Raw genomic sequence first — 12,011 nt, forward strand, 5'->3', positions numbered from 1 at the left:
GTTCAGGCAGCGGCCTTGGCAGCTTCCTTCAGCAGCTGAGCAACACGCTCAGACGGCTGTGCACCCTGGCTCAGCCAGTAGGTGACGCGCTCTTGGTTGACCGACAGTTTAACTTCGGCGCCAGCAGCGATCGGGTTGAAGAAACCTACGCGCTCAACGAAACGGCCATCACGGGCGTTACGCGAGTTGGTCACGGTCAGGTGGTAGAATGGGCGCTTTTTCGAGCCGCCACGGGCCAGACGGATGGTTACCATGTGAACATCGTTCCTATAGTCGGTGCTGCAGTTGATACAGCAGCTGGTACTGCAAATCTGAATGCCAAATAGGCACACGGGTGCCCAAAAGGCCGCATATTCTCGGGGAATACACGGACATTTGCAAATGACTTTTTCGGCAAGGCCATGCCCTACCGTCCAGATTTGCCGGTTGTGCCGCGAAATCCGCGGCCGTTACCCCACTACAGCGGGGGTTCTGGGCGCCAGCCCGACGAAAGGCAGGCACCCGGAATAAGTTACAGCTTCGGCATACCGCCGCCTGGCAGCATCCCGCCCAGGCCGCGCATCATCTTGGCCATGCCGCCTTTGGCAGAGAATTTTTTCATCATCTTCTGCATCTGCTTGTGCTGCTTGATCAAGCGGCCGATGTCCTGCACCTGGGTACCGGAACCCAGGGCGATACGGCGCTTGCGCGAACCGCTGATCAGGTCAGGGTCACGGCGCTCGGCCGGGGTCATGGAGTTGATGATCGCTTCCATCTGTTTGAACTGCTTCTCGGCGGCGCCCTGGGCGTTGCCCATCTGCGACAGGTTGACCCCGCCGATGCTCGGCAGCTTGTCCATCAGGCCACCGAGGCCGCCCATGTTCTTCATTTGTTGCAGCTGGTCGCGGAAGTCCTCGAGGTCGAAGCCCTTGCCCTTCTTCAGCTTCTTGGCCAGCTTGTCGGCCTTGGCCTTGTCGATGGTCTGCTCGGCCTGCTCGATCAGGCTGAGCACGTCACCCATGCCGAGAATGCGCGAAGCGACGCGATCGGGGTGGAACGGCTCGAGAGCCTCGGTCTTCTCACCCATACCGATGAACTTGATCGGCTTGCCGGTGATGGCACGCACCGACAGCGCAGCACCACCACGGGCGTCACCGTCGACCTTGGTCAGTACCACACCGGTCAGCGGCAGCGCCTCGCCAAAGGCCTTGGCGGTGCTGGCGGCGTCCTGGCCGGTCATGGCGTCGACCACGAACAGCGTCTCGATTGGCTTGACCGCGGCGTGCAGCGCCTTGATCTCGTCCATCATGTCGGCGTCGATGTGCAAACGGCCGGCGGTGTCGACGATGACCACGTCGATGAACTTCAGCTTGGCTTCACGGATGGCCGCTTCGGCAATGGCCACCGGCTTCTGGCTGATATCGGACGGGAAGAAGGTGACACCGATGTCGTTGGCCAGGGTTTCCAGCTGTTTGATCGCCGCCGGGCGATAAACGTCGGCGGACACCACCATCACGCTCTTTTTCTTGCGCTCTTTAAGGAAGCGCGCCAGCTTGCCGGCGGTGGTGGTCTTACCGGCGCCTTGCAGGCCGGCCATCAGCACCACGGCAGGCGGGGCGGCGTTCAGTGCGAGGTCTTCGTTGGCCGCGCCCATCAGGCTTTCCAGCTCGGCCTGGACGATCTTCACGAATGCCTGGCCCGGGGTCAGGCTACGCGAGACTTCGGTGCCGACCGCACGTTCCTTGACGCTGTTGACGAAATCCTTGACCACCGGCAGGGCAACGTCGGCCTCGAGCAGGGCCATGCGCACTTCGCGCAGCGTGTCCTTGATGTTGTCTTCGGTCAGCTTGGCCTTGCCGGTGACATGGCGCAGCGTCTGTGACAGGCGGTCGGTCAGGTTTTCGAACATGGTGATCCTTTCAGGCCCAGTAAAAGCCGAGGTTTGTCAGGCGCCCAGGGGAAATACACACCCGCCGGGCACAGCAAGGCGGCGATTATAGCGAAGTGCGGCGGCGGCGCACACCTTGGGAGATATTCGGTGGCTTTACCCGCGAATGCCGCGACGCGGCCTACCAGTCTTCCTAGAGCAGCGGAATATATGCCAAACTCCGTCTCTTTAAGGCTCGCCAACCAGGACTTATGGTTTCCTCTCCCAGCCTCATCCCCAACCTGATCGCTGCCGGCCTATATATAGCTGCGGCCATCTACCAGGGCTCGTACCTGGCCCAGGGCCGCAAGGCCGACAAGCGCCTGCTTGGCCTGCTGGGCGCCGTCGCGGTGCTGGCCCAGGCCGGCGCGCTGTTCTTCCAGTTGATCACCCCGCTGGGCCTGAGCCTGGACTTCTTCAGCGCCGCCAGCCTGATCGCCGTGGCCGTCATCACCCTGACCCTGCTGGCCTGCCTGCGCATACCGGTAGAAAACCTGCTGTTGTTGCTGTTCCCGCTGGGCGCGGTGACAGCGTTGCTGGCGCAGTTCGCACCACCCGGCACGGTGCCACTGATAAACGAAGAACCGGGCATTCTCGCCCATATCCTGTTGTCGATCCTGGCCTATGGGCTGTTCACCATCGCGGTTTTCCAGTCACTGCTGTTGCTGCTGCAGGACCGCCAGTTGAAGAACAAGCACCCGTCCGGGCTTATCCGCAACTTCCCACCGCTGCAAACCATGGAAAGCCTGCTGTTCGGCTTTCTCTGGGCCGGTTGGTGCCTGCTGTCGCTTTCGTTGATCTCCGGCTGGCTGTTCCTCGACAACCTGTTCGCCCAGCACCTGGTGCACAAGACGTTGCTGGCCTGTGTCGCCTGGGTGGTGTTCAGCGTGCTGCTGTGGGGCCGTACCCGCCTGGGCTGGCGGGGCCACAAGGCCATCCGCTGGACGCTGGCCGGTTTCTGCCTGCTGATGCTGGCCTATTTCGGCAGCAAGCTGGTTCGCGAATTCATCTTGCATATCTGACGGCCGCCCATGGACACCCTGCCGTACGCACCGCTATTCGGCACACTGGCACTGGCCCTGTTGTGGTCAGCACTGTTCACCGCCGTGGATGCCGCCCGCTTGCAACTCAATGGCACGCAACGCGCTGGCGAAGATGGCCAGCCCATGCTGCCAGCCCAGGCCCTGGTGCTGTGTGCCAGCCTGGGCAAACTGCTGGTGCTGGGCCTGGCCTGCCTGGTGGGCCAGCGCTACAGTGGCGAGCACGGCTTCTGGCTGGCCGGTCTGGCCGCCACCCTCAGCTTGCTGGTGTTCGCCGAATACCTGCCGCGGCGCCTGGCCCGGCGCAACCCGCAGGCGTTCGTCAGCCTGGGCACCAGCCTGCTGAAAGTCCCCCTCGCCCTGCTGCAGCCGCTGGCCTACCTGCTGGACGGCTTCGCCAAGCTGCTGCTGCGCCCGTTCCGCGTACAGCCCACAGCCGTGGCCTTGCATGCTCAGGAATCGGATGACTTCGACGAAGACGAGGAACACGAACCACCTCGCCACAGCCTGCTCGACGGCCTGCAGTCGCTGGACAAGGTCACCGTCAACGACATCCTGGTGCCACGTAACGAAGTGGACGGCATCAACCTCGACGAGCCGATCGGGCGCATCATCGAGCAGTTGATCGTCAGCCGCCACACCCGCCTGCCGGTCTACCACAACGACATCAACCAAGTCGAAGCCATCCTCAACACCAAGCTGATCAGCCACCTGCTGCCCAAGGCCGAGCTGACCCTGGATGCGCTGCACAGCGCCTGCTACGAACCCTATTTCGTACCCGAAAGCACGCCCCTGCAAATGCAACTGCTGAACTTCCACAAACAACAACGCCGCTTGGGCGTGGTGGTGGACGAGTACGGCGAGGTACTGGGCATCGTCACCCTGGAAGACATCCTCGAAGAGATCGTCGGCGAGTTCGAGGACGAGCAAAGCCTGGAAAACCCTCACGTGCACCCGCAGCCCGATGGCACCTTCGTCATCGACGGCACGGCTTCGTTACGTGAAATCAACCGCACCTTGGGCTGGCACCTGCCCTGCGACGGTGGGCCGAAAACCCTCAACGGGCTGGTTACCGAAGCGCTGGAAAGCATCCCGGAGAGCGCCGTTTGCCTGAAGATCGGCCGCTATCGCCTGGAAATCCTCGAAACAGAGGACAATTGTGCCAGCAAGGTACTGGTGTGGACCGTGACCCGATAGCTATACTCGGGTCACGCTTACCCAGCCCCGCCGTCACGCCTGCTACCCGCACCCGGCGCTCCACGGCCAGTCCGCTCCACTGACACGCCCCGCGGTCCTGCTTCAACACCCCGAACAGTGCCCGCCCCGCCCCTATCCCCCTTGGGCTATCGTCAGTCGGGCGCGCACAACAACAAAACGCTCCGGCGCCCGCGCAACCGTGCCTGCCCTTTGCATTGCACGCCGACGCTGGCCAAGCCCATGGAGCCGGACCAGACTGTTAGGGACCTACTTAATGACAAGCAGCACCTATGCCCAAGCGCCTGCCGCGCCGGTCAACTCGCCTGCGCGGGTCGCCACCGCCAGCTTCATCGGCACCGCTATCGAGTTCTACGATTTCTACGTCTACGCCACTGCCGCAGCCCTGGTGATCGGCCCGGTGTTCTTCCCGTCCGAGTCGGGCACCGCGCAAATGCTGGCTGCCTTCCTCACCTTCGGTATCGCCTTCCTCGCCCGCCCGCTGGGCTCGGCGTTGTTCGGTCACTTTGGCGACCGCATTGGCCGCAAGTCGACGCTGGTCGCTTCGCTGCTGCTGATGGGCGTTTGCACCACGGCCATCGGCGTACTGCCGGGCTACGACAGCATTGGCATGTGGGCACCGATCATCCTTTGCCTGCTGCGTTTTGGCCAAGGCCTGGGCCTGGGCGGGGAATGGGGTGGCGCGGCCCTGCTGGCTACCGAGAATGCCCCTGAAGGCAAGCGTGCCTGGTTCGGCATGTTCCCGCAGCTAGGCCCTTCGATCGGCTTCTTGGCTGCCAACGGGCTGTTCCTGACCCTGGCCTTGGTGCTCAGTGACGAGCAGTTCCGTGAGTGGGGCTGGCGTATTCCGTTCCTGCTCAGCGCCGCGCTGGTGCTGGTGGGCCTGTATGTACGCCTGAAGCTCGAAGAAAGCCCAGTGTTCGCCAAGGCCGTTGCCCGCCATGAGCGGGTGAAAATGCCGGTGGTCGACCTGTTCTCCAAATACTGGCTGCCAACCTTGCTGGGCGCTGCGGCCATGGTGGTGTGCTACGCGCTGTTCTACATTTCCACGGTGTTCTCGCTGAGCTATGGCGTGACCACGCTGGGCTACAGCCGCGAGACGTTCCTTGGCCTGCTGTGCTTCGCAGTGGTGTTCATGGCCCTGGCCACACCGTTGTCGGCGTGGCTCAGCGACCGCTACGGGCGCAAGCCGGTGCTGATCGTGGGCGGCCTGTTGGCGATCGCTTCGGGCTTTACCATGGAACCACTGCTGACGTCGGGGTCGACCACGGGCGTGGCGCTGTTCCTGGCCATCGAGCTGTTCCTGATGGGCGTGACCTTCGCACCGATGGGGGCACTGCTGCCTGAACTGTTCCCGACTCATGTGCGTTATACCGGGGCTTCGGCGGCGTATAACCTGGGCGGCATCGTCGGCGCCTCGGCGGCACCGTTCTTTGCCCAGAAGCTGGTGAGCATGGGCGGCTTGAGTTGGGTGGGGGGTTATGTGTCGGCAGCGGCGGTGATCAGCCTGATTGCTGTGCTGTGCCTGAAAGAGACTCGCAATACCGAACTGTAAGCAATTGGGGCCGCGTTGCGGCCCCAGTCGAATCAGAACTCTACCTTGACCGCCTGCGAAGCGCGGGTCGCCTTGGCCCGCGCCAGCTCCACCGACTCGTCACGCGCCAGGCACACGCCCATACGGCGGGTACCATTGATTTCCGGCTTGCCGAACAAGCGAATGGCCGTATCCGGCTCGCTCAGCGCCGCCCCCAGGTTGGCGAAGCTGGTCTGCTGCGACTGCCCTTCCGGCAAGATCACTGCCGAGGCCGACGGACCAAACTGACGCACCACTGGAATCGGCAGGCCAAGAATGGCGCGGGCATGCAGGGCGAATTGCGACAGGTCCTGGGAAATCAGGGTTACCAGCCCGGTGTCATGCGGGCGCGGCGACACTTCGCTGAACCACACCTGGTCACCCTTCACGAACAGCTCTACGCCAAACAGGCCGCGACCACCCAAGGCATCGGTGACCGCCTTGGCCACGCGCTGCGACTCAGCCAGCGCCTTGGGGCTCATGGCCTGTGGCTGCCAGGATTCCTGATAGTCGCCCTTCTCCTGACGGTGGCCGACAGGTTCGAGGAAGGTGGTGCCCCCCACGTGGCGCACGGTCAGCAGGGTGATCTCGTATTCGAAGTCGATGAAGCCCTCGACGATCACCCGGCCTTTGCCAGCGCGGCCGCCTTCCTGGGCGTAGTCCCACGACTTCTGCAGGTCGGCATCGCTGCGCAGCAGGCTCTGGCCCTTACCCGACGAGCTCATCACCGGCTTGACCACGCACGGGTAGCCCACGTCGGCAACGGCCTTGGCGTAGTCCTCGAAGGTGTCGGCGAAGTGGTACGGCGAGGTTGGCAGGTCCAGCTCTTCGGCAGCCAGGCGGCGGATGCCTTCGCGGTTCATGGTCAGTTGGGTGGCACGCGCGGTCGGTACTACGTTGAAGCCTTCGTTTTCCAGCTCGACCAGGGTGGCGGTGGCGATGGCTTCGATTTCCGGAACGATGTAGTGCGGTTTCTCGGCCTCGATCACCGCGCGCAGGGCAACGCCATCGAGCATGTTGACCACATGGCTGCGGTGCGCCACCTGCATGGCCGGGGCATTGGCGTAACGGTCGACGGCGATTACTTCGACGCCCAGGCGCTGCAGCTCGATCACCACTTCCTTGCCCAGCTCGCCACAGCCGCAGAGCAGTACACGGGTCGCGGTGGGCGACAATGGGGTTCCGATACGGGTCATTTCAGGTCCTCGAAGGCATCCGGGGCCGCACCAGGCTTGGTGTGGCCCGCTGAAAAAGGACCGCTATTCTACACCATCAACCCGCGACGGCAGCCCGCCGGGCGCGAAATGCCATGGCCAGCCACACGGCGGTGACACCGGCGAACTTCGAGGCCATGGCCGTGCCGACCACCGCCGGGGTCAAGGCCCCGATCATGCCGAAGAAGATGAAGGTGTCCACCGGAATACTCAGCGCCGAGCTCAGCCACAGGCGATCGCGCAGCGGCCGACGGGTGATGCTGAACACCAGCCAGTCGATCAGCTCGGAGATGAAGAACGCAGTGGCACTGGCCAGCGCGATGGCCGGCTCGGAAGTGACATACGACAGCACCAGCGCCACCAGCATGGCGACCAGGGCACCGTGACCGAAGCGGGTCTGCACCATGTCGCGCAGGATGAATACCAGGCCGCCCCAGGCAGACCAGATGATGTCCAGGTGCGGGGCACTGGAGAAGGCGTAGTTGATCAGCACTACGCTGCTGATATAGGCAATCAGATAGAACATGGCGGGTCATCTGTGGGCAAGCCCTACAGAGTACCGCTAGCCCCCTCGACAGGCAACGCCGCGCCTAGAGGACGAGCCCGGCTTGTACTGCGCGCTCATGGCACAACTTCAGCACCGCCCGGCGCTCGTCATTGTCCATCCGCCCCCAGCGGCCGATTTCGGCCACGGTACGCTGGCACCCGGTGCAGATATCCTGCTCATCCAGCGCGCAAATGCTGACGCACGGCGAGGCCACCGGCCGCTCTACCCTTTCACTCATCATCAACCACCAACTCACGTGCATAACGCTGGGCATTGTGCACGTAATGCGCGGCGCTGGCTTCCAGCATGCGCTTCTGCTGCTCGGTCAATTCGCGCACGACCTTGCCCGGCGAGCCCATCACCAGCGAACCGTCTGGAATTTCCTTGCCCTCGGGGATCAGTGCATTGGCGCCGATGATGCAGTGCTTGCCAATGCGCGCACCATTAAGGATGACGGCATTGATACCCACCAGGCTGTAGTCGCCTACCGTGCAGCCATGCAACATGGCGTTGTGACCAACGGTCACCCCCTTGCCCAAGGTCAGCGGCGAGCCCATGTCGGTGTGCATTACCGTGCCATCTTGCACGTTGCTGCCCTCGCCGATGTCGATCAGCTCGTTATCGCCGCGCAGAACCGCGCCGAACCACACGCTGGCATCGGCTTGCAGGCGCACGTTGCCAATCAGCGTGGCATTGGGGGCAGCCCAACTGGTGGGGTGGGTTTCGACGCGCAGGTTACCCAGGCGGTATTTCATGAACGCTCCTCAGGCTGCAACGCAGACGACGGGGTAGGCCCCGTTCAGTTTTTGATGTAACGCTCAGGGGGCTGGTGCAAGCTGATGCCGGCATCGAACAGCACGTTGACCAGCTCGACGATCATGATCGCCGACAACCCCCAGATCTTGTATTCACCGTAGCGATAGCTTGGCACATACCAGCTACGTCCCTGGTAATCGATACGGTGGGTATGGTCACGCGGGTCCTGCCGGAAGAACTCCAGCGGTACGGTGAATACTGCCGCGATTTCGGCGTCGTTGGCGCGGTATTCGACGAAGTCGGGGATAAGCCCGACGAATGGTGTCACTTTCAGGCCATGCAGTGAAATAAGCGGGCTGAGCGGGCCGATCACCTCTACCAGGCCAGGCGGCAGGCCGATCTCTTCCTCGGCTTCACGCAGGGCGGTAAATACCAGGTCTGGGTCTTCCGGGTCACGCCGACCACCGGGAAAGGCGACTTCACCGCCGTGGGTAGACAGCCCCTTGGCGCGCAGGGTCAATACCAGTTCGGGCGCTTCGCTGCGGGTAATGGGCAAGAGAACCGCCGCTTCGGGAAACCGTCGGTCGGTTTCCAGTGATGCGGGGTGATGGTTGCTCATTCGGCGAAGTAGCTCGTCCAGCATTGCGCACGCTCATGTCCAAGGCCTGTCTTGCATGATGCACGAAAGCCGCGAAGCACCCAAGCCCCAGCGCTTGCGGCGGCACGGTGGCCGCGCCAAGATAGCCGTGAACATAAGGATCTACACATGAAATTCTGCAGCGCGTGCGGCCAACCGGTCACTCAACAGATCCCCCAGGGCGACAGCCGCCTGCGGTATGTCTGCGAGTCTTGCCAGACCATCCACTACCAAAACCCCAATATCGTTGCCGGTGTATTGCCGACCTGGGGCAGCCAGGTGCTGCTGTGCCGGCGCGCCATCGAGCCGCGTCGGGGCTTCTGGACCCTGCCCGCCGGTTTCATGGAAAACGGCGAAACCCTCGACCAGGCCGCCCGTCGCGAAACCGTCGAGGAAGCCTGCGCCCGGGTCGGGCCAACGTCACTGTATCAACTGTTCGATTTGCCGCACATCAACCAGGTGCATGTGTTCTTCCGCGCCGAATTGACGGACCTGGACTTCGCCGTCGGTGTCGAAAGCCTGGAGGTGCGCTTGTTCGAAGAACATGAGATACCGTGGGGCGAGCTGGCTTTCCGCACCGTCACGCGCACACTAGAATGCTACTATCGCGACCGCCTCGGGCAGCATTACCCCATAGGTCATGAATACCTGCCGCCGATGAGCGTCACGACCACCACCTCTACATAGAAGAAGCCTTCAGGGATACCGTTACATGCGCTGGTTGCTTGCCCTTTTCTGCCTTTGCGTTACCTCGGTGTCCCAAGCGGCCTTCACCGAGACCATCATCCGCAAGCCCGTGCCGGCAGCGCAAACGCCCTCGCCTTCGCAGCAGGCCATGCAGCCGTTGATCGACAAGGTGCTGGTAATCAAGTCCGAGCGCCGCTTGCAGTTGATCAGCCGTGGCGAGCCGCTGAAAACCTACCGTATCTCGCTTGGCAAGCAGCCCAAGGGCGCCAAGGAGCGCGAGGGCGACAAGAAAACCCCCGAGGGTTTGTACTGGCTGGACTGGCGCAAGCAGAGCGACCGCTTCAACCTGGCCATGCACATCAACTACCCGAACATCAGCGATGCCGCCCGCGCTACCCGTGAAGGGGTGAGTGCCGGCAGCATGATCATGATCCATGGCACGCCGATCAACGATGAATACCCGGAATGGTACTTCCATACCCTGGACTGGACCGATGGCTGCATTGCCATGCGTAACCGCGACATGCAGGAAGTATGGGAACTGGTACGCGATGGGACGCTGATCGAGATCCGGCCCTGATATAGGGCCTTCCAGCAAAGGTTGTAGGAGTTTTCCCGCAGGTTTGCGAGAACTTGCCTGACAAGCGCTTAGGCAGGGTACTGCATCCAGGCGAATGACTTAATTCTTAGCATCCACGCAGACGAGTACGAAAACCGTACATCATTTGCGGGGTGCTTCAATGCCGTGCCTGATTCACCGCATCGCCCGTTGGCTGCCAGCCTTTTGCCTGTCAGGCGTGCTGTCCATCACCCAGGCGCTGGCCGACGACCCAGCCAGCCAGCAGTTGCGCGACCAACAGCATGGGCTGCGACAGCTGGAGCAACAGCAGCGTCTTGAGCGCTGGCAGCGTATACCCGCCCCAACCGCCCCCAGCGACACCACTGCCCCCCTCCCGCACCACGCTCGCTGCTGGGCCGTCGATGGCGTGCGCGTGGCCGGCAACCAGCAGCTTTCGAACCCAGCGCTGGCGCCAACCATCCGTGCCCTCACCCCTGCCTGCATGGGCATCGCCGACATCAACCGGCTACTGAAAGCCATCACCCAGCGCTACGTGCAGGCCGGCTACCCGACCAGCCGGCCTTACCTGCGGCAACTGCCAGAAGACGGTGCACCGTTGGATATCGTCATTGTCGAAGGCTTTGTCGAGTCCATTGAACTGGCAGGCCCCGACCTGCCCTTGTCCCTCGCCAATGCATTCCCCGGCCTGCTCGGGCAGCCCCTGTACCTGCCGGACCTTGAGCAAGGCCTGGACCAACTCAACCGCCTGCGCGCCTACGAACTGGGTGCCGCTCTGCTGCCCGGCGAACTGCAGGGCGGTACCCGCGTTGTCGTGCAGCCACACAAAGTGGCTTCACGCTGGCACCTGGACAGCCGCTTCGACAACCGTGGCAGCGAATTGACCGGCCGCCACCGCGTCAACCTCGGCATTGGCCTGGACAGCCCTTTGGGCATCAATGACGACCTGCGCCTGTCGCTGACCACAACGGTGCTCGAAGCGCCTGGGCAAAGCCAGGGTGTGTCGCTGTACTACAGCATCCCCTACGGCGCCTGGACCGTTGCGCTCAGCGCCAGCCAGCTACGCTACCGGGCGCCACTTCCCCACAGCGACAAGGCGGCCGACGGCAGCAGCAGTTACCAGGGCCTGAGTGTCGAGCGGGTGTTGTGGCGCAACCAGCAAGGCATGCTCAGCGCCAGCATCCGCCTGGACCGCAAGCAACTGATCAACCGCAGCGCTGGCGCGGTCATCGTCCAGCAGAGCCCGACACTGGCCTCGGTAGAGGCCGGTATCAACCTGTTGTGGCTCGAAGAGGGCTTGTGGAATGGCTACTTCGGGGTTGCTCAAGGCATCGACGCCCTGGGCGCTGACCGCTCGCCGCTGGGTGCGCAACGCCTGCGCCCGAACTTTCGCAAGTACCGCGCCAACCTGCTGCATTTGCGTCAGGGCCCGGCCCCTGCCCCGTGGCGCTGGCAGAGCGAGCTGGGTGTGCAGTACAGCCATGACCCCTTGCCTGCCGTCGAACAGTTGCTGGTCAGTGACGACTCGGCTGTGCGCGGCTTTCGCCAGCGCACCTACTCCGGCGCCAGCAGCGCGGTTTGGCGCAACACGCTCAGCCAACCGCTGCCCCTGACCTGGGCCTATCCCATCGAGGTACGCCCCTACATCGGCCTGGACCTGGGCTGGGCCCGCACGGCCGAAGGCAAACCGTCACAGCGCCTGGCCGGGGCCGCCGCGGGGCTGGAACTGAGCCTGCCCGGCAGTCGCCTGCGCCTGGACTATCAACGCGCCTTGTACACCAGCGACCTGCCCCGCCCACTGCTGGAGCCCGGCTTCTGGGTAATGGACTGGACCCTGAACATCTGATTCACCCACAACA

13 protein-coding genes are annotated in these 12,011 nt (G+C 63.2%); 6 read left to right on the forward strand and 7 right to left on the reverse strand.

Features of this window, described 5'->3' with window-relative positions; all coding sequences use genetic code 11:
- Nucleotides 1-2 precede the first annotated feature (2 nt).
- Together rpsP and ffh are read right to left on the reverse strand one after the other, a co-directional pair.
- Nucleotides 3-254, reverse strand: a complete 252-nt coding sequence (rpsP, locus tag APH42_RS03035) for a 30S ribosomal protein S16 (protein WP_003252142.1) — start codon at nt 252-254, stop codon at nt 3-5.
- Between the two features lie 257 nt (nt 255-511).
- The gene (gene ffh / locus APH42_RS03040; protein ID WP_060492698.1) at nt 512-1,888 is read right to left on the reverse strand and encodes a signal recognition particle protein; all 1,377 of its coding nucleotides are present in this window, start codon (nt 1,886-1,888) and stop codon (nt 512-514) included.
- A gap of 230 nt (nt 1,889-2,118) precedes the next feature.
- Between ffh and APH42_RS03045 the strand changes: the two genes are divergently transcribed.
- From APH42_RS03045 to APH42_RS03055, 3 genes are all read left to right on the forward strand, one after another.
- Nucleotides 2,119-2,928, forward strand: coding sequence for an inner membrane protein YpjD (locus APH42_RS03045; protein ID WP_012270757.1), 810 nt, complete (start codon nt 2,119-2,121; stop codon nt 2,926-2,928).
- A 9-nt stretch (nt 2,929-2,937) separates the two neighbouring features.
- The gene (locus tag APH42_RS03050) at nt 2,938-4,143 is read left to right on the forward strand and encodes a transporter associated domain-containing protein (protein ID WP_060492699.1); all 1,206 of its coding nucleotides are present in this window, start codon (nt 2,938-2,940) and stop codon (nt 4,141-4,143) included.
- A 274-nt stretch (nt 4,144-4,417) separates the two neighbouring features.
- Complete coding sequence (locus tag APH42_RS03055; protein ID WP_012270755.1) at nt 4,418-5,716, forward strand: MFS transporter; 1,299 nt, start codon at nt 4,418-4,420, stop codon at nt 5,714-5,716.
- A gap of 32 nt (nt 5,717-5,748) precedes the next feature.
- On the opposite strand, the gene purT is transcribed toward APH42_RS03055, so the two are convergent.
- From purT to APH42_RS03080, 5 genes are all read right to left on the reverse strand, one after another.
- Complete coding sequence (gene purT, locus APH42_RS03060; RefSeq protein ID WP_012270754.1) at nt 5,749-6,930, reverse strand: formate-dependent phosphoribosylglycinamide formyltransferase; 1,182 nt, start codon at nt 6,928-6,930, stop codon at nt 5,749-5,751.
- A 76-nt stretch (nt 6,931-7,006) separates the two neighbouring features.
- Entirely contained in the window at nt 7,007-7,474 is a 468-nt protein-coding gene (locus tag APH42_RS03065) for a VUT family protein (RefSeq protein WP_060492700.1), read from the reverse strand.
- A 64-nt stretch (nt 7,475-7,538) separates the two neighbouring features.
- Nucleotides 7,539-7,736 (reverse strand): DUF1289 domain-containing protein, encoded by a 198-nt coding sequence (locus APH42_RS03070; protein WP_012270752.1) that lies wholly within the window; start codon nt 7,734-7,736, stop codon nt 7,539-7,541.
- Nucleotides 7,726-8,250: a gamma carbonic anhydrase family protein gene (locus APH42_RS03075; protein WP_012270751.1), complete on the reverse strand. Its 525-nt coding sequence runs from the start codon at nt 8,248-8,250 to the stop codon at nt 7,726-7,728. Before APH42_RS03075 ends, APH42_RS03070 begins: the two co-directional genes overlap by 11 nt.
- 44 nt (nt 8,251-8,294) lie before the next feature.
- On the reverse strand, nt 8,295-8,894 hold the full coding sequence (locus tag APH42_RS03080) for a CoA pyrophosphatase (RefSeq protein ID WP_012270750.1): 600 nt from the start codon (nt 8,892-8,894) through the stop codon (nt 8,295-8,297).
- 123 nt (nt 8,895-9,017) lie between these two features.
- Here APH42_RS03080 and APH42_RS03085 point away from each other — a divergent pair, with 123 nt between their 5' ends.
- From APH42_RS03085 to APH42_RS03095, 3 genes are all read left to right on the forward strand, one after another.
- Nucleotides 9,018-9,575 carry an NUDIX hydrolase gene (locus APH42_RS03085; protein WP_012270749.1) on the forward strand — a complete coding sequence of 186 codons (558 nt, stop codon included), beginning with the start codon at nt 9,018-9,020 and terminating at the stop codon, nt 9,573-9,575.
- Nucleotides 9,576-9,600: 25 nt separating this feature from the next.
- Complete coding sequence (locus APH42_RS03090; protein ID WP_012270748.1) at nt 9,601-10,155, forward strand: murein L,D-transpeptidase family protein; 555 nt, start codon at nt 9,601-9,603, stop codon at nt 10,153-10,155.
- A 160-nt stretch (nt 10,156-10,315) separates the two neighbouring features.
- Nucleotides 10,316-11,998 (forward strand): ShlB/FhaC/HecB family hemolysin secretion/activation protein, encoded by a 1,683-nt coding sequence (locus APH42_RS03095; protein ID WP_060492701.1) that lies wholly within the window; start codon nt 10,316-10,318, stop codon nt 11,996-11,998.
- Nucleotides 11,999-12,011 lie beyond the last annotated feature (13 nt).

It is taken from the genome of Pseudomonas sp. NBRC 111140 (assembly GCF_001320885.1).
Taxonomy (GTDB): domain Bacteria; phylum Pseudomonadota; class Gammaproteobacteria; order Pseudomonadales; family Pseudomonadaceae; genus Aquipseudomonas; species Aquipseudomonas putida_P.